Origin of the sequence: Endozoicomonas sp., assembly GCF_051008435.1 — a bacterium.
GTDB lineage: Bacteria > Pseudomonadota > Gammaproteobacteria > Pseudomonadales > Endozoicomonadaceae > Endozoicomonas_A.
Genome location: NZ_JBPCXO010000028.1, coordinates 14,045 through 37,636 on the forward strand (window position 1 = coordinate 14,045; position 23,592 = coordinate 37,636).

At 46.9% G+C, this 23,592-nt stretch carries 26 protein-coding genes; 17 read left to right on the plus strand and 9 right to left on the minus strand.

Annotated elements, in window-relative coordinates; genetic code table 11:
* Nucleotides 1-129: 129 nt before the first annotated feature.
* Both pseC and pseB read right to left on the minus strand, forming a co-directional pair.
* Nucleotides 130-1,323 (minus strand): UDP-4-amino-4,6-dideoxy-N-acetyl-beta-L-altrosamine transaminase, encoded by a 1,194-nt coding sequence (gene pseC, locus ACR2PX_RS01330; RefSeq protein WP_433997561.1) that lies wholly within the window; start codon nt 1,321-1,323, stop codon nt 130-132.
* On the minus strand, nt 1,320-2,327 hold the full coding sequence (gene pseB / locus ACR2PX_RS01335; protein WP_433997562.1) for a UDP-N-acetylglucosamine 4,6-dehydratase (inverting): 1,008 nt from the start codon (nt 2,325-2,327) through the stop codon (nt 1,320-1,322). The genes pseC and pseB overlap by 4 nt, the downstream gene beginning before the upstream one ends.
* A 383-nt stretch (nt 2,328-2,710) precedes the next feature.
* On the opposite strand from pseB, the gene ACR2PX_RS01340 reads away from it, so the two are divergent.
* From ACR2PX_RS01340 to ACR2PX_RS01355, 4 genes are read left to right on the plus strand one after another with little or no spacing between them, the layout of a single operon-like run.
* Entirely contained in the window at nt 2,711-3,241 is a 531-nt protein-coding gene (locus tag ACR2PX_RS01340) for a hypothetical protein (protein ID WP_433997563.1), read from the plus strand.
* Nucleotides 3,238-3,705 carry a hypothetical protein gene (locus tag ACR2PX_RS01345; protein ID WP_433997564.1) on the plus strand — a complete coding sequence of 156 codons (468 nt, stop codon included), beginning with the start codon at nt 3,238-3,240 and terminating at the stop codon, nt 3,703-3,705. Before ACR2PX_RS01340 ends, ACR2PX_RS01345 begins: the two co-directional genes overlap by 4 nt.
* Nucleotides 3,702-5,321, plus strand: coding sequence for a hypothetical protein (locus ACR2PX_RS01350; RefSeq protein WP_433997565.1), 1,620 nt, complete (start codon nt 3,702-3,704; stop codon nt 5,319-5,321). The genes ACR2PX_RS01345 and ACR2PX_RS01350 overlap by 4 nt, the downstream gene beginning before the upstream one ends.
* Nucleotides 5,322-5,331: 10 nt before the next feature.
* Nucleotides 5,332-5,796, plus strand: coding sequence for a CesT family type III secretion system chaperone (locus ACR2PX_RS01355; RefSeq protein ID WP_433997566.1), 465 nt, complete (start codon nt 5,332-5,334; stop codon nt 5,794-5,796).
* A gap of 4 nt (nt 5,797-5,800) precedes the next feature.
* Here ACR2PX_RS01355 and ACR2PX_RS01360 read toward each other — a convergent pair whose 3' ends face one another.
* Together ACR2PX_RS01360 and ACR2PX_RS01365 are read right to left on the minus strand one after the other, a co-directional pair.
* Nucleotides 5,801-6,298 (minus strand): redoxin family protein, encoded by a 498-nt coding sequence (locus ACR2PX_RS01360; protein ID WP_433997567.1) that lies wholly within the window; start codon nt 6,296-6,298, stop codon nt 5,801-5,803.
* Nucleotides 6,299-6,412: 114 nt separating this feature from the next.
* Complete coding sequence (locus ACR2PX_RS01365) at nt 6,413-8,290, minus strand: DUF3857 domain-containing protein (protein ID WP_433997568.1); 1,878 nt, start codon at nt 8,288-8,290, stop codon at nt 6,413-6,415.
* Nucleotides 8,291-8,461: 171 nt separating this feature from the next.
* On the opposite strand from ACR2PX_RS01365, the gene ACR2PX_RS01370 reads away from it, so the two are divergent.
* Complete coding sequence (locus tag ACR2PX_RS01370) at nt 8,462-8,689, plus strand: hypothetical protein (RefSeq protein ID WP_433997569.1); 228 nt, start codon at nt 8,462-8,464, stop codon at nt 8,687-8,689.
* A 35-nt stretch (nt 8,690-8,724) separates the two neighbouring features.
* Nucleotides 8,725-9,705: a DUF6976 family protein gene (locus ACR2PX_RS01375; RefSeq protein ID WP_433997570.1), complete on the plus strand. Its 981-nt coding sequence runs from the start codon at nt 8,725-8,727 to the stop codon at nt 9,703-9,705.
* Between the two features lie 38 nt (nt 9,706-9,743).
* On the opposite strand, the gene ACR2PX_RS01380 is transcribed toward ACR2PX_RS01375, so the two are convergent.
* The 3 genes from ACR2PX_RS01380 to ACR2PX_RS01390 all read right to left on the minus strand — a co-directional run bounded on the left by ACR2PX_RS01380 (nt 9,744) and on the right by ACR2PX_RS01390 (nt 11,770).
* A complete protein-coding gene (locus tag ACR2PX_RS01380) occupies nt 9,744-10,310 on the minus strand; it encodes a hypothetical protein (RefSeq protein WP_433997571.1) in 567 nt (188 codons plus the stop codon).
* A gap of 368 nt (nt 10,311-10,678) precedes the next feature.
* The gene (gene syd / locus ACR2PX_RS01385; RefSeq protein WP_433997572.1) at nt 10,679-11,236 is read right to left on the minus strand and encodes a SecY-interacting protein; all 558 of its coding nucleotides are present in this window, start codon (nt 11,234-11,236) and stop codon (nt 10,679-10,681) included.
* Between the two features lie 57 nt (nt 11,237-11,293).
* The gene (locus ACR2PX_RS01390; RefSeq protein WP_433997573.1) at nt 11,294-11,770 is read right to left on the minus strand and encodes a YHS domain-containing (seleno)protein; all 477 of its coding nucleotides are present in this window, start codon (nt 11,768-11,770) and stop codon (nt 11,294-11,296) included.
* A 114-nt stretch (nt 11,771-11,884) separates the two neighbouring features.
* Between ACR2PX_RS01390 and ACR2PX_RS01395 the strand changes: the two genes are divergently transcribed.
* From ACR2PX_RS01395 to ACR2PX_RS01405, 3 genes are all read left to right on the plus strand, one after another.
* Nucleotides 11,885-14,131, plus strand: a complete 2,247-nt coding sequence (locus ACR2PX_RS01395) for an efflux RND transporter permease subunit (protein WP_433997574.1) — start codon at nt 11,885-11,887, stop codon at nt 14,129-14,131.
* 256 nt (nt 14,132-14,387) lie between these two features.
* A complete protein-coding gene (locus tag ACR2PX_RS01400; RefSeq protein WP_433997575.1) occupies nt 14,388-15,101 on the plus strand; it encodes a hypothetical protein in 714 nt (237 codons plus the stop codon).
* Nucleotides 15,098-16,156, plus strand: coding sequence for a 3-oxoacyl-ACP synthase III family protein (locus ACR2PX_RS01405; protein ID WP_433997576.1), 1,059 nt, complete (start codon nt 15,098-15,100; stop codon nt 16,154-16,156). Before ACR2PX_RS01400 ends, ACR2PX_RS01405 begins: the two co-directional genes overlap by 4 nt.
* Nucleotides 16,157-16,160: 4 nt before the next feature.
* On the opposite strand, the gene pspF is transcribed toward ACR2PX_RS01405, so the two are convergent.
* Complete coding sequence (gene pspF, locus ACR2PX_RS01410) at nt 16,161-17,237, minus strand: phage shock protein operon transcriptional activator (protein WP_433997577.1); 1,077 nt, start codon at nt 17,235-17,237, stop codon at nt 16,161-16,163.
* A gap of 227 nt (nt 17,238-17,464) precedes the next feature.
* On the opposite strand from pspF, the gene ACR2PX_RS01415 reads away from it, so the two are divergent.
* From ACR2PX_RS01415 to ACR2PX_RS01450, 8 genes are all read left to right on the plus strand, one after another.
* Entirely contained in the window at nt 17,465-17,713 is a 249-nt protein-coding gene (locus tag ACR2PX_RS01415) for a hypothetical protein (protein ID WP_433997578.1), read from the plus strand.
* A gap of 28 nt (nt 17,714-17,741) precedes the next feature.
* On the plus strand, nt 17,742-18,410 hold the full coding sequence (locus tag ACR2PX_RS01420) for a PspA/IM30 family protein (protein WP_433997579.1): 669 nt from the start codon (nt 17,742-17,744) through the stop codon (nt 18,408-18,410).
* A 150-nt stretch (nt 18,411-18,560) separates the two neighbouring features.
* Nucleotides 18,561-18,788, plus strand: a complete 228-nt coding sequence (gene pspB, locus ACR2PX_RS01425) for an envelope stress response membrane protein PspB (RefSeq protein WP_433997580.1) — start codon at nt 18,561-18,563, stop codon at nt 18,786-18,788.
* Complete coding sequence (locus ACR2PX_RS01430; protein ID WP_433997581.1) at nt 18,785-19,279, plus strand: PspC domain-containing protein; 495 nt, start codon at nt 18,785-18,787, stop codon at nt 19,277-19,279. The genes pspB and ACR2PX_RS01430 overlap by 4 nt, the downstream gene beginning before the upstream one ends.
* Nucleotides 19,280-19,375: 96 nt before the next feature.
* The gene (locus tag ACR2PX_RS01435; RefSeq protein WP_433997582.1) at nt 19,376-19,747 is read left to right on the plus strand and encodes a DUF3192 domain-containing protein; all 372 of its coding nucleotides are present in this window, start codon (nt 19,376-19,378) and stop codon (nt 19,745-19,747) included.
* A gap of 94 nt (nt 19,748-19,841) precedes the next feature.
* Complete coding sequence (locus ACR2PX_RS01440) at nt 19,842-20,465, plus strand: hypothetical protein (RefSeq protein WP_433997583.1); 624 nt, start codon at nt 19,842-19,844, stop codon at nt 20,463-20,465.
* Between the two features lie 519 nt (nt 20,466-20,984).
* Nucleotides 20,985-21,368, plus strand: coding sequence for a hypothetical protein (locus ACR2PX_RS01445; protein WP_433997584.1), 384 nt, complete (start codon nt 20,985-20,987; stop codon nt 21,366-21,368).
* Nucleotides 21,369-21,772: 404 nt separating this feature from the next.
* On the plus strand, nt 21,773-22,504 hold the full coding sequence (locus ACR2PX_RS01450; protein WP_433997585.1) for a hypothetical protein: 732 nt from the start codon (nt 21,773-21,775) through the stop codon (nt 22,502-22,504).
* An 82-nt stretch (nt 22,505-22,586) separates the two neighbouring features.
* Here the strand turns inward: ACR2PX_RS01450 and ACR2PX_RS01455 are convergent, their stop codons facing one another.
* Complete coding sequence (locus ACR2PX_RS01455; RefSeq protein ID WP_433997586.1) at nt 22,587-23,405, minus strand: hypothetical protein; 819 nt, start codon at nt 23,403-23,405, stop codon at nt 22,587-22,589.
* Nucleotides 23,406-23,592: the final 187 nt, after the last annotated feature.

The following is a 23,592-nucleotide window of genomic DNA, read 5'->3' on the forward strand; positions in this document are numbered from 1 at the left end:
TATCTTCAGCCCAAACTGCCGTTTATTAATTTTTATTATTCGCAGCTATTCTGCCACGCTACCTCTGACAATAAAAGACTATGGATTAGTATCAGTTCACACTTTGATAGCCTGAAATGATTATGCCTGTCATTCAAACTTATGTTCTGGAGAGTATTCTGGTCTGGAGAGTATTCTGGAGAGTGTGGCTATGACTTCGTCCTGCTGCTGTTGTGTCATAGAAGGAAAAAGAGGCAGGGTAATCGCTTCCTGATAATAAGCTTCAGCCTCAGGAAGAGCAAAGTCCTGAAAACCAGACTGTCGATAATAAGGCTGCTGATAAACAGGGATGTAATGTAAATTAACCCCAATCCCCTCTTCTCTCAGCTGTTCAAACACGTCTTTATGGCTGAGTGCAATTTTATCTAGCTTCAGACGAATCACATAAAGGTGCCACGCAGAACTGGAATCAGTCTTAACAATGGGGAGCTTAAGGGGCAACGCTTTCAAATGCCGGGTATAGCGATCAGCAAGCTTTTGCCTGGTTTCAATAAACGATTTCAGCCGCTCCAACTGACTCAATCCCAGTGCAGCCTGCAAATCGGTCATACGAAAGTTGAACCCCAGGTCAACCTGCTGGTAATACCAGCTGCCATCCGGTTCTCGATCCATTTTATCGGGATCCCGGGTAACACCATGGCTTCTCAACAACTCAACTTTTTCGGCCAGCTCTCTGGAACGAGTCAGCACCGCTCCCCCCTCTCCGGTAGTCACTATTTTTATCGGATGAAAGCTGAAGACGGTGGCATCACTGTATTCACAGGAACCTACCGGGTGAGCTGAAGAAGTTGCCCCAATGGCATGGGCAGCATCCTCCACTACCTTGAAACCATACTGTTTAGCCAGCTTTTGAATGGCTGGCATATCACAAGGTTGCCCACACATATGAACAGGGATCACCACTTTGGGTAAGGGCAAACCCTTTTTGGAATGATGCGCAAGCTTTTCAGCCAGTCGACTGGGGCAAAGATTAAACGTTTCTGGATCGATATCAACAAAGTCCACCTGGGCACCGCAATACCGAATACAATTGGCTGAGGCAACAAAAGTAACCGGGCTGGTCCATGCGGTATCACCAGGCCCAAGACCCATAGCCAGACAGGTAAGATGGAGAGCAGAAGTGGCGGAATTCATCACCCTGGCATGAGGGACTCCACAAATTTTGGATAGCGCCTTTTCAAAAGCAGGAACGGAATGGCCCTGAGTAATAAAATCAGACTTCAATACTTCCTCTACGGCCTTCACATCGTCTTCATTGATGGATTGTTTGCCATAGGGAATCAAACCTGGACACCCGCCATAATATTAAAGTCCGCAACTTCCTGAACACTTAAAAAGTGTTGATTGGTCCCGGAATTGTATTCATAACCCTGATCAACAGGTACACCTGATTCACCTAAAGCATTCAACGTGAAGTTATTACTGGCTTTATGAAAGGTAATGGTTGGGGAAATCACAAAATGATCATCAAACTCAATGGTCAGATGCGAATCATCCGCCGGACACATGATTTCATTGAGTTTTTCGCCAGGGCGAATACCCGTTATTTTCAACTCACAGTCAGGTGCCATGGCAGTCGCCAGATCAATAATTCGTATGGAAGGAATTTTGGGAACAAAAATTTCTCCGCCCTGCATTCTTGAAAAATTCCTGAGTACAAAATCCACGCCTTGCTGGAGTGTAATCCAGAACCGGGTCATACGCTGATCAGTAATCGGTAAAAAATCACTGCCTTCTTCAAGAAGCTTTCTGAAATAAGGCACAACCGAACCTCTGGATCCCACTACATTTCCATATCGAACCACTGAGAATCTTGTTCTTTGAGTACCTGCCATGTTGTTGGCAGCAACAAACAGTTTGTCAGAGGCCAGTTTGGTAGCACCATAAAGATTGATTGGGTTGGCGGCTTTATCGGTAGACAGGGCAATCACTTTTTCAACATCGTTGGCCAATGCCGCCTTAATCACATTCTCAGCCCCATGAATGTTGGTTTTAATACACTCCATAGGGTTGTATTCAGCAGCAGGAACCTGTTTCAGAGCAGCCGCATGAATCACATAATCAATACCATTCATGGCTTGCATTAAACGGTCGCAATCACGGACATCACCGATAAAATAACGCATGCAATTGCCATTAAAACGCTGTTGCATTTCATATTGTTTTTGCTCATCACGACAATAAATAATGATTCTGTCAGGCTTGTAACGAGCCAGCAGTGTCTCTACATATTTTTTTCCAAATGAACCAGAGCCACCGGTAATTAAAACGGATTTGTTATCAAACATTCTCGTTCCCGGCTGGAAAACAGCCACCAGCAGTTATGAGTTTCCCTGGGAGCCTGACCGAGAATAGCGTCCGAGCATAAAGTTCAGTAGAGCGAGCCAGGTTTTTTACTTAATTTGTGCAAATAGTTGACCTATTTAATCAAATTCAGTGAAAAAAGATGGCCGCTCTTTCTGGGCTTTAGGCCGGACTCTCTATTCTCGGTCAGGCTCCTAGAAGCCCGACCGATTCCCAGTTAAATAGTAAACCGGTCCTTATTCATTGATACCAGTGTCCCTGCAGGGGTGCAAGCCAACAGTCGTTCAAATAGCAACTATGACTTGATGATTGTCTCATTTTATAGAAAAGTAGAGTGACAGGGATGACGCATATGAGCTGACGGTTAATGACACCACCCAGCAAGCTCCTGCAAAAACAGGCCATGCACTTCAAGAAGACCTTCAATGATCTGGGTCTGAAGTTTGCTGTGATCAGCAAAAAACCGGGCAACATGGTTCTCAAGACCTCTCTGTCCAACCATCACCACCAGCGATTAATCACTTATATTGTTCTGAATGAAGGGCTGGCCAAAGAAGCTTCCAGTCATATTTTAATGACCACTGTGCTGGAACGCCCTCTTGTCCAGATTCAGGATCTTGCCCCTCTGGCTTCATTTCTGCATCAATTATCCATGACCCTGCCCCTGCTTTCTTTTCAATTGGATCTGGACTCCCGCAATATTCTCATCCGTGAAAGTTTCATCTGTGCCAGAGACCTATTGCCGGATGTTCTTGAGTATCTGGATACGGTCAGCCTCATTCTTCTAAAACTTGATGAACCTCTGCGTCGTCTGGAGCGAGGGGGTATCTCCCTTTCAGACGCCCGTCGCATGGCAGATTACGTCTCAGAAAACTGCTATGAGGAGATGCTGTCATGAATCAGGTCGCCCTCAAAGCCATCGCTCTTCACCTTCATGCCCAGGGACTTTCTCCGAAGCTGCCTGATAAGACGGCACCTATTCTGACCTTCAATCTGGCTCAAAATATTGTATCGGAACTGGTCGTGAACCCGATTGAGAAAAAACATTGGTCTCTATCAATGCTGACGGTCATTGATACTGAATCCAGCGAAGACCTGGAGATCTTTGCCCTGGCACTGGCCCCAAGAGTCTGCCCACTCAAACTGGCGACACTCCACCAACAACTATGTTTGCAGCTCAATATCCATTGCACAGAGAAGACCCTTAAACCCAGTCTCAACGAAGCCATTGTCCTGATGCGCCATATGTCGGGAGCTCTATTTACAGGCGCACTGGATCTGAGCCGACGGCAAAAAGACTTAATGGTCGTACTGGAACAAACCATTGAACAGCTGGCTCAGCAAAGGCTGGCCACTCAATGAATATTAATGGCAGATCAACAACACCGGTCAACAGGCATTCGGCTGATAAAATAGCCGCAGCCCAGCGTGAGTTAGCCTCGGATATTCGTCGCTCCAGTCTTGTTGGCGGTGTATGCCCTCAAGGGAAACAGAACCTGTCCCTGTCTGACCCTCCCAACAGAACCAGGAACCTCGCTGCAAATATACTGTTTGGCAAAAATCAGATTCACTTTGATAAAGGCAGCAATAAAACCGATAAAGCGACAGTAGTCGCTGGCCAGGCAAGGCATGTAGCCGGTAAGGCATCCTACCTGACTTTGCTGGGTATGAAGATGGCCAAGATGCACCAGAAGGCCACCACAGGCACTTACAAAATACCCAATGAAGGATTTAATCGCTCCTACAGAGCTTTTGAAGGCATCAACATTGCTGTCCAGGGACTGGTGTTTATCAAATCAGCCGGGGAAACCGTCTACAACGCTGTCCGAGACATTGCGGCCCACGGTCGCAGAAAAGAAACTCAGGAGCTGCTGGAAGATTACGACCCGGAAAAACGTTCCTTCAAAAGCGGTGACAATCATCGGGAACGGCATGAACGGCTCCAGACATTGGTAGGAAAAAAAGGCTCAGATCTTTCCAGAAGCAAAGGACAGATTGTTCTGGACAGACTGACGCAGGTGGCCGGTCTGTCGGAACAGGCCACGGATATCACTCACTCAGCCATGCTGATGGCCGAGAGCACCAGCAAAATTGCTGCACGGGCAGTACCGGGTCTGGGCATAGCACTGACTGCCATCAACACGATCTACTCTGCCGTTCGCACCGGTTCTCAGGTCAGTGCCCTGAATAATTTGGCCAAAGCCAAATCAGCCACCAAAGACCCCCTGCTGACAGCCCTGTCTGGACACATAAAGCAGGAACGAACCTTTCAAGCCAGAAAACATCTGGCCAGTACCGCCGTCAATCTCGCCATGACCGGAGTAACCATTGGACTGACCGCTTCCGGAGCAGGCGCACCGGCTGCTTTCATAGGAGCGGGGGCTGCAGCCGGTGCCGTTTCCGTAGGCAGCCTGGCGATGACAGCATGGCATGGTCGTAAGCTCGCCAAAGCCAGAGAGAAGTCTGATTTATTGATGCAATCAGGCCGGTCCATGGAATCACTGACCAAAGAGAACATTGGCGTAGCGGAAAAAGCCTTTCTGACAAGACTCCGTTCCAGTGATGGCAAAGAGCTGAAAGAAGCCGTGAAGTTTCTGAGGGATTTTGGTCTAACGGACAACACCATCAAAAAGCTGCAACTGGGTCCGGAACAAACGGCCCTGAAAACGCTGAAAAAAGTCCTTTACCAGGACAAAGTGAAATACAAGGGACTGCAATTAAAACAGACCGCTAAAACCCTGTCCCATGTTGTTGGTCTTACCGCTCTAGCCAAACGCATCAAGTCCGGAACCTTGTGGTTAATGGCCAAACTCAAGCCCCAGGACCAGAAAGCCGTCGTTCAATCGGTAGGCGACTCTTTGGCAGACCCTCCGGCCATCAAATCAGACACGCAAAGAAAACGGGCTTACGCCTTTCAGGATCAATCTCAACTGTACCCCAGCCTGCCGGAATATCAACGACAGAGAATGACCGTATAAGGACAACAAAATGACAGGAATCGATCTGTTAAAGGGTTGGATGAAACAGGTAGGCATTGGCAAGGAAGCACTGGACGACTCCGGGCGAGTCTGTGCCTTCGTCTATAACAACGAACTCCCTGTGTCGGTTGAGGCTCCCGCTTATTGCGACGATGTGTTTATTATTATTGAGCTCACTGAAATAGGCCGGGGCGAAATAAGGCGTAAGCGGATCGAAGCCGCCATGAAACTGAATGCCTATGCTCTGGAAACCCGGGGAGGCGTGCTGGGCTGGGATTCTGTTGGCGAAAGACTGGTGCTGTCCTATCGAGCCACCACTGAACTACTGACGGTACAGATATTGGATAATATGGTGTCGAACCTGCTGGACGTAGCCGAACAACTGCAACCGGTTCTGGCCATGGAAAAAGAAAAGGCGGTTCAGGAGAAACTGGCCAACGACTTCGATCACATGTTCAAGCCGATTTCTCCCTGAGCTATCAGAGCCGATCCAGCAGCGTATCGGCATCGGTGTAACAGAAATGTCCGGGGTCTTCTCTCAGAAAGTCGGTAATCACCCCATGATCCACCACCATGGCAAAGCGGTCAGAGCGGACTCCCATCCCCCGTTCGGATAAATCCAGGGTCACATCCATCATGGAGACCAGCTCAGCCGAACCGTCACTGAGCATACGCATTTTGTCACGGCAACGCATTTTCTCAGACCAGGCCCACATGACAAAAGGATCATTGACCGAGATACACCACAACTCATCAATCCCTTTCTTGATGAAATCATCATAAGCCCGGATATAACCAGGCACATGATTGCCGGAACAAACCGGTGTGAAAGCACCAATGATACCAATGGCTAACACTTTCTTTTTATGGGCAAGATCCGGCAGGCGCCAGATTTTTGGCCCCTCCGGATGGGAGCCGTCATCGATGTACTCGTAAATATCAATATCCGGAAGATGATCACCTACCTGAATGCTCATGAGTCCCTTCTCAAAACGATCCTGTTACTTAAAACCTAATTTAAAAGTAGTGAAGAATAAAGAGTAGTGAAGAATAAAGAGTAGTGAAGAATAAAGAGTAGTGAAGAATAAAGTTCAGCGTCTCTTCAAAGCGATAATGGCTCGACGATCGTTAATGGCCAGATAAGCCAATTCTTCAAATTCGGGGTATTCACTGGCCTGATACTGGTTTTTCTTGATAACAATCTGACGGGTGACCACCAGCGTATTACCTTCCAGAGCGTAGTGACTGCTGTAGGAGCCTGCCTCGTTATCGACTTGCAGATTATCCGGAAGCCTGGTTACCTGATAGTTTTCCGGTAATTCCATTCGGTGCTCCCAATGATAATTGCGGGGCCCTACAGCAAACGGAAACTTGCGTTTGCCATCCACCAGGTAGGCTCTCAAAGCCAGTACATCTTTAAAGTCCAACCCCGGAGCCGTTGTGATAAACCCTTCCCGGCCCAGTTGAAAAGCATGAGGACTGTGCCAGTCACCCTGGTAGGCAGGTTGTTTTGCCAGATCATAAGCAGGGGTTCCCCGTGAGATATGACCAAAGCCACCAATCAGGGTTGCAGCCAGAAGGTTGCTGGCTTTCCACTCACCGCTGCCACTGGAAGCCAGCAGTTCACGAATCTGTTCTCCGATGATTCCGGTCCCGGTCACCTCACTCTCTCCTCTGAGAAAGCCATTTTTTGAAAGCACTGAATGGTTTTTAACCCGATAACTGTTCTGCCCTGGTTTCATGGCAGGAAGAGAAAGGGTTTCACCTTCAGGGCTGGCCAGGACAACCCGCTTGCCAGAAAGGCTGTAATCCAGCAATCCGAACGGAGACAAAGGCGAAACCGGATTGAGCCATACCTGCAGCTGAGGGATGTACAGCAACACATGATTAAACTGCATGGAAGTGGCTACCGGCCAATCCTTATAGCTGTTACTCCAGCTGACCAGTGCCGGCTTTGAAGCGATACCACGAGCTTTTAACAATGACTGCAACAGCAATGCCTGGTCTTTGCAGTCGCCATAACCATGACGAAGAATATCTTCTACCGGGTGCGGAACCAGCATGTCTTCGAGGTTAAAGCTGAGAGAAAGGTAATTGATATTCTGGGCAACCCAATTGTATATCAATACCGCTTCTTCCCGGGGATGTTGGGCTCCACGGGTTATCTCTTCTGCCAATTGGCGAATCTCATCACTGTCGGTCTGCCGGTCCAGACTGCTGTTGTAATAAATCTGGCCAATCTCCTGCCAGTTGTTCAGCGACGTAATGGCAAACATCGGCATCACGTCATCCGGGCTGACCATATGCATTTCTCTTTCCTGATAAGGAAAGTTTTCCAGACTGACTGTCAGCTCTTTCCGCTTGCCTTTTTGAAGCTCTTTCACCGAGAACTCGCCTCGGCTTCCCCACTTCAGAGGCGTGTTTTCGGGCAGAAGAATGGTCGCCTGAATCTTTTTCTGTTCCAGTTCCAGTTCAGGCTGCATCACCATGTTAAAACCCATGGGACTTTTCTTGTTGACCACATGCTTGAACTTCAGTTGCATGAGGCTGCCTGGCGTCAGCTGGGAGAATATCACCACGGTCTCCCTGGAACGCCGCTCCTGATCACGACCGCCCAGATCCTGCTCGTAAATGTTCTCTTGCTCGACAGGAAATACCTTCCCGTCCGGACTGGTGATGGAAGCGTCCAGCACGGTCAGGGACTCATTCTCGGAAAAATAGCTGTAGTGATACTTTTGCAGCGCTTCCGCTCCAGCCGGTGTCAGAACCTGATACTCCAGAGATACGATGCGGGTATAGGTCAGATCGTCCTGAATCTCGATACGATAATCGGACAGGAGATTGCGGTAGTCCTGAATAGCTTCGTCCGCCTTAACCAGGCCAGACATCATCAGAACCAGTAAAAAAGACAGAAAACCGGGGTACAAATAAGCAGAATATGAACGCATGGAATGATACTGACCTGACATAACTCCCCCTTAATAATGCATTGAATTCAAGCCATTGAGGCATGAGCTTAGACCGTTAATATCGAAATAGTTCAGCCTTCCATCAGAACCTTAACCTTCCCCTATAAAGTCAACTCAGGTTTCGTCGAAACCCTGAATATAATTTTAAGTGTATTTTACGGATGGAAAGTTATGTCAGACGCCATACCTCCAAAAGATCGCCAGGAGTGGGCCGCCATGGCCCAGGGGCAGATCAAAATGGACAAATACGTTCTTCAACTACAGATTGACCGTGTCAGCCGAAATATGGAATCCGGCTCCATGACACTGGATGAAGCCACCGAATACCTTTACCAGTACTTCCTGAAATACCCCAAGGGCTTCCGTAGTGACCTGATCGACATCTTCAAACAGTGGTAACCCAGACGGAACCCAATACGGATAAAGGAATGATCATGAAAAAAATTCAATCTGTTGAAGCCGTCTCACAACTGATAAGAGAAGGCAAAGTGCTCTCCCTGGCCGGAGACGAAAGAGTCCTTTCACAGCTGCCCGAAGGTAACTGGATTGCCGGCACCACACCCTACTTTATGGGTGAGGATAAAGGCCTGTTCCAACAGGAAGCTATTTATGTTGATGTGCTTTCTGACTATGTCGAAGGCTATAAGATCAAACAGTACGACGCCAGCAACTTGCATCAGATCACGGAAGATCGCTACGAGAATGGCTTTACTATTCTGGTGATTCCGGCCTTCTCCAAAGTACACTCAGATTACGCCCTGAAAGCTCCGGACTTTGAAGGGCTTTATGATGCGCCAGTACTGGGCTGGGTGAGCGGCAAAGACTTGAATTCAGAAGACCAGCCAAAAATCTATAATGGAAGTAATGGCAGTTTCTCTTCCGACCAGGCGGTAGCACTGCACCTTGAACTGCCTGAAGGACAGATGGCTGACCTTGAGATTTTCAATATACATCAGCCCAACCCTGACAGCCCGATCATTGAATTCAATGACAACAGCTTCGAAGTGTCAGACTGCCTGGTTGATGGACAACCCATGAATTTTGCCCAATTCATCCAGGAAAACAAGCTGGATATCCAGTCACCGATTATTTGTGACTATGCCGGTGCAAACATCAATGTCTGCATTCAGAATATTGATGAAGACAGTGGCAAGGTTCAGTTTTACGCGCCGGTTTTCAAAGGTAGAAAGTATCGCATGGCTATCCCGCTTGAGGATTACGCCCAGGAATTTACTTCCAACCTGCCAACAGCCAGCAGTGACGTTGTTTTTTCCTGCAACTGTGTCCTGAATTTTCTGTACGGCGGACTGGAAGGTAAGAAAGCGGGATTCCCCGGTCCTATTACCTTTGGCGAGATTGGTTATTTGCTGTTGAACCAGACCATGACGTATCTGAACATTGATGACATGGAATAAATGAGTCATAAAGGGCTGCTATCAGCCCTTTCAAAACCTCACCAGGTCCAGGAAAGTTCCATCTGGTAAACCAGATCTTTCTCTAATGAGTGAACGGGCTCGACTTCCTTAAAGCTGAAGCTCGCTGATGGCAGAGAAGACTCTTCCGGCTTCTGACTCCAGAGCAATTCCAGAGGTCTGGGCTGTTTGCTGGCTGGACCTGTAGAGCTCAAACGTTTTTGGACAGCAGATAATCCTGAAAAAGCCGTCAGGTAATCAAAAACGTTACGGGCCTGTCCCACCAGGTTTCTGGCAGCAGGAGCCAAAAATCCAAAACTGTATTCAAGGACGGAACGATCGGTTGGCTGGCCGTTGAGGGTCAGATTCTGATTGTCGGTATAACGGAGCGAGAAAGTGACATTTTCCAGCCAGGTCCACTTCATCAGAGGCTGAACGTCGAGTCGGTATTCGAAGGGTTGGCCATAGGTCATCAGGGGGGAGTCCCCAATGGCGAGGTCATGGTCTGAGTACCGGTTATCAAAGGCTATTGCCAGCCCCGGCATTAAAATCAGTGTGATTAAAAAAGTTAACGGGTTAAACATAATCTCAATATCACTGGCTTTCACACCAGCTATCTATCAGCCTTTGGAAACATTCCCGTTTCTCTCATGGTGGCTACCGTAAACGACCATCAAATAAACAACCTGCACATACCAGAACCCATTTTTGAGACTCTGGAAAATACGCACTCTTATTATACGGCTTGATACAATTATTAACAGTAGTTTACGGTTATTTTACAGGATTAGACCCACCTGCTTTCAAGAGCTGGGCTCGACTAAATGATCATTCCTAGAAGTTCATCACAAACTCTTCAAAATTACCCAAGGAATCTGCCAGTGAGTTTCTCTTATTTATGACAGACTCCCTACTTTGACAGGGACGAAAATGGTTGCCTTCCCACCAGATCCCGTCCGGTTCAACGACCAGAAACTTACACAACAGGCTCAAGCGCTCTCAAAAACTCAGCCATAGTGTCCGCTACTTTGCGATGAGGTTTCTTGCCCACTTTTTCAGCCCAGATCTCGCCGGTTTCGTTGTTCAGGGTAAGGTTGATGTCTTCCATATCCGTGACGGCAAAAAACAGGGTGACGGGCTGACGCAATTTACGCTTCATCCAGATGTGTCCCAGCAGATTTTCCTGCAGTCGCTCGAAGTCTTTGGGACTCCAGGCAAACAGTAATTCCAGCTCCCCTTCTCCGGTTCGGGCAGGCAAGTTGGCAGAATAAAAACTACCAAAATAGGCTTTCAGATCCGGGTGCAGCTCCAGTTCCAGTGCCGACTCAATGTTGTCAAAATCCAGCTGAGGCTCACACTCCACGGGTTGCCAGCTCACCTCTGCCATATCAGCAACTTCCTGCATTTCGCAGGGAGAAGACCAGTCACTGTCATGCTCTACTAAAGGCAATGACTGATGCTTCAACTCATAGTGGTTTCGAAATTTTTGCTGAAAATCAATCAAGGCATCTTTGACAGACGGGCTGCTGGGCATAGGGACTTCCTGAGTCAACAATCAATAACGGGGCTGAGTATAACGTCCCCCGCCTTGTTAATGCTGAACTTTTACCTTCCCTTGCTTTTCCTGCCAGTTTTGATCGGCATCCTGGATGTGTTCGTCGACCTGTTCCAGCCACCGGCCTCTGACACCCGTACTGTAATTCAGATAGAGACGGTTATCTTTGACAGTAAAAGCTTTGGGGTCGCTCTTTACCACCAGGTTATTGGCCATGGCATAGGCACAATAACCACCATAACGAGGCGTGTACTGCTGCGGATTCTTTAAAAACTGATCGAGGTATTCCTGACGACTGAAATACCAGGTCACACCCTGGTATTGAGTTGAGAAATCAGGACTTCCGGACACCGCCCGCGACTCTTGAAAATAAGCTACCGGATCATAGCCTTCCAAAGCTACACCGCTTTTCTGGTAAACGGGTTTACTGTTCAGCGATACACAGCCTGCTAATAGAAGAACAAGGCCGAGTATTGAGATAACCCCTGAGCGTTTTTTGATGAAACAGATCATTGCAAACCCCCTGACCAATTCAAATTCAATTTATACCGTTCCTGCTGAATCCAAAACCTTTCATTCGTCGTAGAGTCATGTAATAAACAATGAAAGGCATTTCATTGAATAAAAATGACACGGGACCATGAGAAACTGAATGCACTGTTCATTATTCAGTCTCACAAACGTCCCCATAAAAGGATTGATATTGAGGTGAGAGTTCAGGATCACCCTTTGGCCAGGGGACTGGTATTGCTGGCTGTTATGAGCCTCTATCTGTTTGCCATCACCGGCATAACCGGAGTGAAAGGTAATGCCAGTTACAGGGCCTATTTTTCAGAACAGGACGACCGGGTTAAGCAGCTGGATGAAATCAACAAAACCTTTGGCCTGTTCGACCCTCTGGCTGTCATTGTCACGGTTCCGGAAGGCGAGACTCTGGACACCAGCCCCGGGTTATTGCCAGCCGTACGCTCCCTTCAGGATGACCTAGAGTCACTGTCTTCCGTAAAATACGTGACCAGCTTTGAATCCTATGTCGTCGACCCCGAAGATGAATTTGCCTCCCCGATAGAAAGCCAGACTCCTTTCCAGTCCACCGTCGCTTCACTGCTAGTCAGCAAAGATCGACTCTCCGGCTTAATCGTTCTGGACGTCTCTCTGGATTCACCGGGAGACGCCAAAGAAATTCTTTTATTCAATCAGAAAGTCCAAAGCCTTGTTGATCAGCACCTGAACCAGCCACTGGGAACCACCAGCCTGTTAAGTGGCGCACTGGCGCTGAACACCGCCTATATCGATGTAGTGAAACACGACATCAAACTGTTTGCTCCGGGATTAATCCTGTTAATGATGGCGGTCTTGATCGCCCTTTTCCGGCGTTTGTCCATTGCATTGCTATTGATAGCCACTGGCACACTCTCGGTACTCTCGGCCTTTGGCATACTGGGTTATTTTCAGATCAGCCTGACCGCCATCAACGTTTTTGTCCCCATCATCATAATTGCCCTGGCCATCGTTACTGCCATGCATAACGTGCTGGGTATGTATCAGCATGTAGCCTCAGGAGCCCCCGTAGACGAAGCGGTCAGAAACAGTTATCAGGAAAACCTGACGCCCCTGACATTAAGCAGTTTGACCACGGCAGCGGGGTTTTTATTCCTGCTGACCAGTCCTTCCCCACCGATTCAAATTGTGGGTATCAGCGTTGCGCTTGGCATCGTACTTTCTTACTTGCTAACCCTGACATGGCTGAGGTTTTTCCTGTCATCCATGACGCTGAATAAAGAGGAAGCCAGCCGGGTTCTGAATAGAATTTCACCGGCCCCTCTGAAAGCTTTCTGCTCGAAACATTACAAAAAACTGATTACCTCCAGCCTTCTCTTACTGATCCTTTCAGGAGCGGCCCTGACCCAACTGAGAATTGACGACAATGTCTTTCATTATTTTCCCGAGCAGCATCCTTTTCGCACCAGCCTTAATCAGATGGACGAGCGATTCTCCGGAGCAACCACGCTCAACTATGTGGTCAGATTGTCTGAACAGGACACAGTAAGATCCCAACAAATCAAAGAGCTGCACCAGTTGACTCAATGGTTAAAGCAGAGACCGGGCATCAATCAGATTCTGATGCCGCCAGCGCATTTACTGGAAGCGGGCGCACTGGCAAAAGCACAACAACTTCTGAACCTCTCTTCTTCCGGCCTGGAGCGTCTGATCACCCCAGATGGCAAACAAATCAGACTGGAACTGCACCTGAACGCCCTGAGTTCCAGAGCCTTAATGGCATTCGACGCTCAAACCCGACAATGGCTTGCGCTCAACACCCCGTCATTAGCAATAAAGGGGGGAACCAGTGCAGAGATGATGTTTGCCCAGCTCAGTCATCAGAATGCCCTGAACATGTTTTCCTCACTTCTGATTGCACTGTTGTTAATTACCTTGCTGATCGGAGTACTGCTTCGCTCCTGGACGGCAATGATTCTGGCCATGTTCAGTAACTTCTTTCCGGTGTTACTGGTTTATGGCTTCTGGTCTGCCACTGGCGGCCCCATCTCTCTGGGTTGTGCGGTAGTAGTAGGCATGATCATGGGAGTGATCGTCGACGACACTTTGCATGTATTGATCAAATATCAACGCCAGAGAAAAGCCAGTGGGCCAGACAAAGCTTTGGATGCCGTGTGGCAAAGCGTGATGCCCGCAGTCTGGGTTAGCAGCCTGGTTTTAATTATTGCTCTGCTGGTCGGCCTGTTATCCGACTTCAGGCCCATTGCCGAGCTGAGCTTTTTGAGTATTGCCACGCTTATTGCGGCATTACTGACCGACCTGATGGTGTTGCCCGCTTTTCTGGGCCGACACAGGATCAAGAACCGGGTTTAGCCCGCATATTGCATGAAGCCGCTATGAAATCACCTGAAACAACATACCTATCATGGGCTGCGGGCAAAAATGACAAAAATACAAACTGCCATCTGGATACTCGTCGGCTTCTCGCTAGCTCTTTTTCCGCCATGACAGCATTTTGTCAACAAATCCATGCAATAAGCATGAATATGTCGACAAAATGTATCAGCCAAAAAAATAGCAGAGCGACAAACTCGACACTTCATGCAATATGCGGGCTAAGAGTACAGCAATGAAAAAAGAATTAAGCTGCTTTGCCATCCCCGACTCTGCCCACAGCCCGCATCAAAACCATCCACTGCAGGCATGGATGGAGAATGAAGACGCTGTCATGACCGGATTGAATGAAGAACAAAAATCCGCTCTGGCTCGACTGGTCCCTCTACTCCTGTGCGGTGAACAATCTGCCATGCTGGTTTTTCATAACGAGTGCCAGCGCCTGAATACTGATAGCTTTGGCAGTCTGCAGGCATTACAACAGATTGAAGCGGATGAGTTTATTCACGAGCAGGCTTTGCAGCGTCTTCAACAATGGCTGCCTACCCCCGACGATATCCGACTGATCAAAAGACGAAGTCAGCTTTTTTATGCCCGCCTGCACAAGCACAGCCGGACCATCAAAGAGCATTTCATCCTGATCAGCCAACTGGATGCCTGTGTTTGCGTCATTATGTCGGCCATGACACAGGCCATGCGCCATCAGCCTTCGATGCAAAGTCTTTTTCAGAGAATTCTTGAGGACGAAGCCCGGCATGTTTATGTCTCCCGAACCCACGCCAGATCTCTGAATAGCAATAACACACAAGATGGCCAGCACTCAGATCTGCACCACCAACTGATTGCACTGCTGAATACAGAAGAAAACGCCTTCAAAGCTTTAGACGTTAATACCGGGCTTCTCTTTCAACGAATCGAAGAGCTGGCCCTGAAGAGGAACAGAGTATGACCGCCTATTTTGCCAAAGGCCGGCTGAAACTGCTGGGCAGTGGTTCCAGCTTGCCCGGCGCGCCGGTAGACAATCACACACTGATGTCGCATTTAACTCTGGCATGCGGTGAAAGAATGGCTCGCAAAGGTCATGCCCTGGCCAGACAACTGGGCATTCAATCCCGACATTTGAGCAGACGACTGGATCAGGCTATTTCACAGCCACAAGTGTCGGCAACCCATCTGGCGGAAGAATCCATCACTCTGGCTATGAAAGAAGCCAACCTGACAGAGCCTGGATTTCTGGTCACGCATACTGCGACCCCTCACAGCCTGCTTCCTTCGGGAGCTGCCTGGATAGCGGATCAACTCAGACTGCCCTGCCCTTATATGGAACTGCGCCAGGCTTGCACCGGCTTTGCCAACGCCCTGCAGATAGCCCAATCCATGCTGGGGCAGGACAGTGAACTGAAACCCATGATACTCACCGGAACCGAAGTCGGTTCGGTGTTCTTTGACATTAGCCCTGAATTTGTTGATATCAATCAGCTGGTGAATTACGTACAGATGGGAGACGGTTCAGGCAGTGTTATCCTGAGCCAAGACGACTCAAGTTCGGAACACATCATCAGCCACTGCTTTACCGGCCATATCGGACTGGGTCAGGAACCGGGTTTTCAATTGGAAGGGGCCAGTTCAGCCAACCCAACATGCCAGCATGGAATGCCTGCCTTTCAACACAATCCGCTGGCAATCAAAAAACTGGGGGCGCAGCTGTTTATCCAAGGTATTGAAGCCATTCTGAGCCAGGGGTTTAAGCTGGATCAGTTCGCCTACATCCTGCCCCACCAGGCCAATGGCCATATAGACCGACAACTTTCTGATTATCTCGACATCAGCAAAGAACGCATTGTGAACGACGCAAGACAATTAGGTAATTTGGGTTCTGCCGCCATCTGGGCCAGTTTTGACCGGCTGAGACAGAGTGGCAAACTCAACAAAGGCGACCAGGTTCTGATATTGGGAGCAGAATCCACCAAATATATGTATGGTGGCTTTGTCTATACCCACTGAATCATTAATCGCTCAATACTTCCGGGTATTTGCGCACCAGGGTTCGCAGCTGATCATAACTCAGCCCCAGTTTTTCGGCTGCCTTGCGCTGATGAAACTGGCTACTGCTCAGTGCCCGTGACAATAAAAGCTGCTCTACGTTTGCCTGAAGCGATTTCAGACTTACCACTTCCCCATTTTCCAGCTGACTGAGATGCGTTTCTACCAGCCCATTCTCAATTCGCTGAATAGCTACTTCTGAGGCGGGAGATTCCTTCTGCTCTGGCTCCCCTGCCCGGCACTCCAGACCTGTCAGCCAGGGAGACTGGAAAGGGTCAAGAATAATACGGGTGATCGGCTCACCCGGCTCCGTGTGACAGACACTGCGTTCAACCGCATTTTTCAGCTCCCGGATATTACCTGGCCAGTGATAGTCCATCAGCGTTGCCAGTGACTGTTCGGTAAAACCGGCAAAACTGCTCTCCTCAAGTTCATCCCCCAACTCCTGAACCATACGAAAAGCAAAATGATGAGCCAGCTCCATAATGTCGTCTTTTCGGGCTCTTAGAGGCGGTACGGCAATGACATCGAAGGCCAGTCGATCCAGCAGATCCCGACGGAACTCACCTCTTTCAGCCAGCTCTGGCAGATTCTCGTTGGTGGCAGCCACCACCCTGACATCCACTCTGACACTCTGGGAACTGCCGAGACGATAAAACTCGCCGTATTCAATGACGCGAAGCAGTTTTTCCTGAAGTCGGGGCCCCATAGTCGCGAGCTCATCGAGAAACAGAGTTCCCCCATCGGCAGACTCAAAAAGACCAGTACGACGCGCCCGGGCACCGGTAAACGCTCCCGCTTCATGGCCAAACAGCTCGGAGTCAAGCAAATCATCACTAAAAGCGGCGCAATTCAGCTTCACCAGATTTTGCTGCCAACGGGGGGACAAAAAATGCAGACGACTGGCAATTTCTTCCTTACCGGTTCCCCGCTCGCCAATCACCAGAATAGGTCTCTGGTGTCGTGCATAGCGAGACACAGCTTCCATCATTTCCAGGAAGGCGGTTGAGGCGCCAATCATTCCTTTTCTATGGCTAGGCATGGTTTTTTATTATTCCTTGGCAGGCCTTGTGTCAGTAGCGACTTAGCCACCATTTTTTAGTTTATAAAACCATATTCTGGTATCAGTCACCAGACACTGTTTTCAGCAAAAATCCAAATTAAATTTTATTTCTATACATATCAAAGCCTTATATGACTTTAAAAAGTTGGCACGTTCCATGAAATGTATATAAGTAACGACTTCGCAATCATACAGGGAAGACAACCATGAAAGCTTATATCCAATCTGTTATTGTCGCACTGACTCTGGCCATTACACCGGCTTACGGTGAATGCGCCCAGCTGCCAGATCTCAATATTGATGAGCTGGTGCAGGAAGCCATGAATCAGATTGCCGAGGAAATTAAAAGTGAAATTCCCGGAGAAATCGCCAAGCTCCAGCAACAACTGATTGAATCACTGAAACTGGGTCAGGATAGCAAGGCGAACGAGCAGTCAACGGAAACCGCTGAATAACAACAAACAAAAAGATAAGGAAGCACCTATGAGCATCTTTTCACGCTTGAGCGACATTTTAAACGCCAACATCACTTCCCTTCTGGACCGGGCAGAAGACCCTGAAAAAATGGCCAGACTGATGCTTCAGGAAATGGAAGAAACTCTGGTAGAAGTGCGAACTGATGCGGCCCGTCTCATTGCCCAGAAAAAAGACACAGAACGACAGGTAGCCCGGTACCAGGAATCACTGGCTGACTGGACAGAAAAAGCGACTCTGGCGATTCAACATGAACGCGAAGATCTGGCCCGCCATGCTCTGGGCGAGAAACAAAAAATCCTCGGCTATGTCAAAGAGAAAAGCGCCTTCCTCGATGAACTGGAAGAGCAACTGAACAAGCACGATGAGGACATCACCCGGCTGCAAAATGCCATGAAAGATGCCCGCAAGCGTCTTGAGTCCATCAGGGTTCGTCAGCAAGTGGCTTCTAATCGGGTAAAAATGCGTGAAAAGACCCGGGAAGAAACCCGCCTCCGCCAGGAAGCCCGCTTTGAACAGATGGAAAGAGGGATAGACGAGCTCGACAGCCGTCTGGACGCCGAAGGTCTGGGCAAAGCAAACCTTCAAGATGAGTTTGCAGCCCTTGAAGCCAACAGCGCTGTTGAGAAAGAACTGGAAGCGTTAAAAAACCAGATGAAAACAGAAAAGTCAGAATAAACCATGGCAATGACGGGGCATTTTTCATTACCCTGTAAAGGTCACAATAATAAACAGCCACGGCTTACTAATTAAGACGGTCGCACTAACCCGAACACAAGTAAGCCCTTAGGCACACAATAAGGAAAGAAAGGACAAATTATGGAGGCCATGCTGGACGGGCTTGTACCCTTGAGCGCCATTCTGACACTATTCCTGTTTTTGCCCTGGCTGCTGTTTCACTATGTTTCCAGAATCAGACAGTCGAAACAGCTGGACGAAGAGTCACAGGAACTATTTGAGTCAGCCATCCATCGTGTGGAAGGTATGGAAGACCGTATCCACACCCTGGAACGCATTCTGGATGCCGAAGTCCCTGACTGGAGATCACGGGCATGAGAGTACTGAGAAAAATATTCAAGCCATCGGACTGCGGACAGGCTGAACCTGCCATCATGGGAGTATGCAGCTATATTGCGAACCGGTTTGGACTGGATGTACTCCCGGTAAGAATTGCCGTAGTCGCTCTGGCTTACTTAACGTCCGTCTCCAAGATAATGGTGCCTTATATCATTATTGGTGTAGTGCTCAGCCTCACCCAGGACGACAGAGGCAAACCCGGTAAAAAAAAATCTAAAAAGAAAAAAGTAGAGATCAAAATTGATCTGCCCGACCATCAGGCAGAAGAAGGAAAGAGCTCAAGCCGTACTGAAACAACTGAGACTGGCTATTCTTCTGCCCGGCTCTCACGTACTTCGGTCAAGCAGTTGGATCGAAGCCTGAAAAGACTGGATACCAGACTGTCCAGACTGGAAGAGTGCGTCACCTCCAGCCAGTTCAGAATGGCCAGAGAGTTTCGCGACCTGGGAAATAAAACCACGTCGGTTTAATCAGTAACAGGAATCCTGCCTTGCCATTGTTATTACAATGACGGGATTCCTTTGCCTGAAAAAAGTTCTGATAAAAAAAACAAACAAGGAATCAACATGAAAAAGCACCTGTTTCTGATCGCACTGGTTTTACCTGCAGCCATCACCCTGAGTGGCTGCTCTATTAATATTGGCGGCAGCAAGTCCAAAGGACCTGAATACAACCAACAGCAGGAAACGGACAAACTGCAGCGTGAAAAGGTCTCGCGTTTAAATGAAGGTGAAAGTATTGAAAGCGTCCGCAATAACCTGGGTATACCTGACTTTACTGAGTCATACAGCAGAAACGATAAAAAAATAAAAGTTCTGTTCTATCGGACTCAACGAGTAAAAGCCGATGGCATGACCACGAAAGACGAATGCACGCCGCTGATTTTTGTAGATAAAAAGCTCGATAGCTGGGGCCATCATGCCCTGACCGAAATTTAATACGCCACTTTATTTAAAAGGACCCTCATCTACAGGGACGTTAAATTAAACGTCATGCATTCATCGGAAGAATCAACGACGTGGAAGAATAACCATGAACAAAACCATCATTGCTGCCAGCCTGCTGCTTAGCACATTCGCAGCCTCTGCCTTATTGGCAGGTGAAACCAGACAGTTAAGTACTGAAATTGAAGTCAGCCCCTCGACCATTGCCATGCTGGATGTTCGTGTCGGCAATATAGACATACGACCTTCAAAAGATAACAACATCCATATTGATATCAAAATCAGTGAAAGTGAAGAATGGTTCAGCGACAACATTCAGAATGCTGAGCTGGCCATCAAAGAAAAAGACGATCGCATCATGATCCGGGTGGGCCCGGAAGGCAAAGAATACGAAGAAAACTGGACGGTCTATTTACCAGCCGTCAAGAAGCTGGATCTGGACGTAGGTGTCGGCGAAGCGGATATAGAAGATATCAATACCGACATGAATGTTGATGTGGGTGTGGGCACCATCCAGATCAGAGGCAATCAGCAAGACTTCTCAAAGATTAAAGTCGAAAGCGGCATTGGTGACACCAGAATCAAAGCAGAAGACGGCAAAAACTTCAGTGAACGCCACCTGGTAGGAGGCACCAGTTTCTGGGAAGGCAGTGGCCAGCACTCCATTCAGGCAGACGTGGGCGTAGGAGACGCCTCTATCAGACTGAATTAAACGACCCGATCAACAGGTATTTCTTGCTTATAACAAGAGCAACTGTGCTGCTCAGTTGCTCTTCCCTTCCTTGAAAACAACCTTTCCACAGAATACGTAATACCCCCTACCCTCCAACACAAAAGACTGGCAGAATGAACGGCAAAAATAAGCCAGCAGGATGCTGTGACGAGTTCAGGGATATTACTCCACTGTTGTTTAAATAACAGTCAATCTCGGGGCGGTAGCGTGTCTGAGAAAAGTTTTGACTAAAGACTGATCACCATCAGTCAACCTGCTCAGATAACGAACAAATAACTTATGCGCGGCTTATTCTCCTCAATCAACAGAAAGTAATATAGCTTATTGATAAATAGGGCTTTTTCAGAGACCTGAAAAAGAGGGATAAACCTCAAGTGAGTTAGTTGCCCCTGTTTTGGGGGGATATAACGCGTGTGCGCGTAATATCTAATGTTGCTTGTTTGAGTTTTAATAGCTGTTATACGCTAAATCAATTATCACACTAACATGTAGTAAATTATGAGTAACATTAAAGAACTAAAAGGAAAACGAAAAATACTAGAAATGTTTCCGGCTAATTTTAATCCAATATCAAGTTTCAATGATTACACTGAATCCGAATACTTGGAAATACTAGAGATGGTTGAAAGGAATATTCCTTTCAAGAAAGACAATGCTAATCTATCACTTTGTTTATTTCTTTACTCCGGCTGCTTAAAGTTCGATCGTTTCACTGTGCCTACACCCTACGTCTTCAATCCAGAAAACAATAAATTATATTATCGCTTTCTTGAAGCATTAATAAAAGCTGAGAAAGGCTTGTCTCATAATACTCTAAGTTTTTCTTTGAAGAAAATAAAGGGACAAGTTTATGAGAAATTTGATCAAGTAGTATTAAAGTAGAACATCTTAAAGATTTTAGAATTAAAGTTAAAAGTTTTACCTCACCAAAGAATCATGAAAAGCTCAGAGAATTTTCTGAACAAAAAGATAAAATTGTTGCAATTTTAGATGGATTAGAAAAAAAGACATTAATTACGAAGATTGAAACAAAAATACCATATATCATATATGCAACACCTTTATCGATTAAAGCCAAGTGGGATGAAATTCCTTTTGAAATCACCATCATCCCTACCTACAAACAGTCTGAGGAAGATTTCTTTAAAGTTGATGGAGCTGCTCAAAGTTCAGCACCATCAAGATGGCAATCAGGATATAGTCGAATTGTTATCTCACTTGAATCACTTATAGATTGTGATCTTTACAGTGAACCGCTGCAGACGCTCCATCAAAAAAAGGCACCAATGAATGGATGGCCGAAGTGTTTTGTTCTTGCTTATAAAATAATTAGGGATATAGCGTGGAAAATTAGGATTGAGCACAATGGTGAAAACCAGTGGGTTCCTAGTCCCCGTGATTTAAATGAAATAACATGGTCAATCTCTACTCCAAGTTTTGAAAATATTGAATGGAAAAAAATGGGAGCTCCTTCTGATTTAATAAGAGTTTCTCAACCAACAGATCAAGTAACTCATCTTGATTTTGGAGAGATTGAAGATATTGCTTGGTCTGAAAAATGTCGTTCGCTTGCAGTTATGTATTCAGGTATGGGGCAACATGAAGAAGCATTGTTTTGGTTAAATGCAGGTATAGAAGCTTTCTTCGATGAAGGGTTCAAAATGATATCAGAGGAACTTGGCAAGCCAGAGTTACTAGATGAAATAAGTAGCCCTAAAGCTTTTTGGCTTCCAGCTGATGAAGTTGTCACAAGCCAGTTCCCTGACATGGTAGGTAAGATAAATTGGCCAGACGACAAAATACATGTAAGCATGTACGCTAAGCTCAAGTTTTTGTACAAAAACTACAATATGAAGACTTCAGTTAAAAAACTGCAAAAAGAATACCGTGTCATAAGTAAAAACAGAAATGATCTTTTCCACGGTAAAGAAAAGGTTGGTATCACTCCAGAGACAATACAAAAAGCGTTACAAAGTTTTGCTTGGATAAAAGAAAATTTTAAACTCGCTTCCGAGTAATTCGCGTATAACAAGTGCGTCCAGGCGACCGCCTTCGGCGGCGCCTGACGCAAGCGTTATACGCTCAAAAATCTCAAGCTCCTTACTCGAAGACCTGTATAGCTTGTTCGAGTAAATAAGGCATCATGAGAATTACCCATCTTAAGAGTGGCTTATCATTTACTGGGCTCCAGTATTTTGAAGTAAGAAGTGCTGGTAAAACTATTACGTAAGAAAGAACACCATTCGAAAATGAAAAAGCAACAGCGTGCATTCTTGACGTTTTTCTCACAACAAATGAATTAAATATAGAAACAGCAGCTGATTGAGCTATCGGGCTAAGAAAGTGTAATCCAGGAAATTGAGAACCAATTAAAAAAGATAATGAAGCAAGTGCTTGATAATATTCTCTTTCTATTAAGTATGACTCTCCCTGAGCTCTACCAGATAGAATATTTTCACCAATAGTTATAGTTGTAAAGCAAGCTTCCCATATACCTCCCCTGATAACTTGAAGCTTTGCAGCAATAAGAAATTCATCAAGAATATTTTTCATCTCCGAAGCTTCAGGCCTTTTGTATGTGACTCCTCTGATCAGAATGTTTTTTGGTGCATCGCTACGATAACTAAATGGATTTGAGCTTCTAAAATCTGTTGATATTCTATTGTAGAAGCCTGATACATCTGACCAGGTAAGTTGCAGGGCGAATGCTTCATTTTGATTAGTAGCTAAAATAGCTGGTATTGCAACATCATATTGATTTAAGGGCAATTTGCCAGAAAATGGAATATCAGAAAATGCTGACAAGAAACTTGCTGTAAAGCTTGCTTTGCACTTTCCAAGTGCAGAGTTTGCTTCAGAAAGCATGCAATAAAAAAAGCATAAAAGTAATATTAGATATATCTTAAACTTATTTGGCATGTTTTTTCCGTAATATACTTTAAAGCAAGTAAAAGTAGTCCAAAAAATCTAGCGACACCGCGTATAAATCGGGTAAGGGCTGACTTTTCTTCAGCCCTCCCCACACCACCCGGCATGCGGGTCCGCACCGGGCGGTTCACTGAAAGTTTTAACCGTTTACAGCTTCATTAGCCTGTTTTACCTGCCT

Bases quoted from the DNA above. Each gene is read 5' to 3' on its own strand.
- pseB (WP_433997562.1), bottom strand. From the start codon at position 2,327: ATGTTTGATAACAAATCCGTTTTAATTACCGGTGGCTCTGGTTCATTT.
- ACR2PX_RS01340 (WP_433997563.1), top strand. From the start codon at position 2,711: ATGACACCACCCAGCAAGCTCCTGCAAAAACAGGCCATGCACTTCAAG.
- ACR2PX_RS01345 (WP_433997564.1), top strand. From the start codon at position 3,238: ATGAATCAGGTCGCCCTCAAAGCCATCGCTCTTCACCTTCATGCCCAG.
- ACR2PX_RS01350 (WP_433997565.1), top strand. From the start codon at position 3,702: ATGAATATTAATGGCAGATCAACAACACCGGTCAACAGGCATTCGGCT.
- ACR2PX_RS01355 (WP_433997566.1), top strand. From the start codon at position 5,332: ATGACAGGAATCGATCTGTTAAAGGGTTGGATGAAACAGGTAGGCATT.
- ACR2PX_RS01360 (WP_433997567.1), bottom strand. From the start codon at position 6,298: ATGAGCATTCAGGTAGGTGATCATCTTCCGGATATTGATATTTACGAG.
- ACR2PX_RS01365 (WP_433997568.1), bottom strand. From the start codon at position 8,290: ATGTCAGGTCAGTATCATTCCATGCGTTCATATTCTGCTTATTTGTAC.
- ACR2PX_RS01370 (WP_433997569.1), top strand. From the start codon at position 8,462: ATGTCAGACGCCATACCTCCAAAAGATCGCCAGGAGTGGGCCGCCATG.
- ACR2PX_RS01375 (WP_433997570.1), top strand. From the start codon at position 8,725: ATGAAAAAAATTCAATCTGTTGAAGCCGTCTCACAACTGATAAGAGAA.
- syd (WP_433997572.1), bottom strand. From the start codon at position 11,236: ATGCCCAGCAGCCCGTCTGTCAAAGATGCCTTGATTGATTTTCAGCAA.
- ACR2PX_RS01390 (WP_433997573.1), bottom strand. From the start codon at position 11,770: ATGATCTGTTTCATCAAAAAACGCTCAGGGGTTATCTCAATACTCGGC.
- ACR2PX_RS01395 (WP_433997574.1), top strand. From the start codon at position 11,885: ATGACACGGGACCATGAGAAACTGAATGCACTGTTCATTATTCAGTCT.
- ACR2PX_RS01400 (WP_433997575.1), top strand. From the start codon at position 14,388: ATGAAAAAAGAATTAAGCTGCTTTGCCATCCCCGACTCTGCCCACAGC.
- ACR2PX_RS01405 (WP_433997576.1), top strand. From the start codon at position 15,098: ATGACCGCCTATTTTGCCAAAGGCCGGCTGAAACTGCTGGGCAGTGGT.
- pspF (WP_433997577.1), bottom strand. From the start codon at position 17,237: ATGCCTAGCCATAGAAAAGGAATGATTGGCGCCTCAACCGCCTTCCTG.
- ACR2PX_RS01415 (WP_433997578.1), top strand. From the start codon at position 17,465: ATGAAAGCTTATATCCAATCTGTTATTGTCGCACTGACTCTGGCCATT.
- ACR2PX_RS01420 (WP_433997579.1), top strand. From the start codon at position 17,742: ATGAGCATCTTTTCACGCTTGAGCGACATTTTAAACGCCAACATCACT.
- pspB (WP_433997580.1), top strand. From the start codon at position 18,561: ATGCTGGACGGGCTTGTACCCTTGAGCGCCATTCTGACACTATTCCTG.
- ACR2PX_RS01430 (WP_433997581.1), top strand. From the start codon at position 18,785: ATGAGAGTACTGAGAAAAATATTCAAGCCATCGGACTGCGGACAGGCT.
- ACR2PX_RS01435 (WP_433997582.1), top strand. From the start codon at position 19,376: ATGAAAAAGCACCTGTTTCTGATCGCACTGGTTTTACCTGCAGCCATC.
- ACR2PX_RS01440 (WP_433997583.1), top strand. From the start codon at position 19,842: ATGAACAAAACCATCATTGCTGCCAGCCTGCTGCTTAGCACATTCGCA.
- ACR2PX_RS01445 (WP_433997584.1), top strand. From the start codon at position 20,985: ATGAGTAACATTAAAGAACTAAAAGGAAAACGAAAAATACTAGAAATG.
- ACR2PX_RS01450 (WP_433997585.1), top strand. From the start codon at position 21,773: ATGAATGGATGGCCGAAGTGTTTTGTTCTTGCTTATAAAATAATTAGG.
- ACR2PX_RS01455 (WP_433997586.1), bottom strand. From the start codon at position 23,405: ATGCCAAATAAGTTTAAGATATATCTAATATTACTTTTATGCTTTTTT.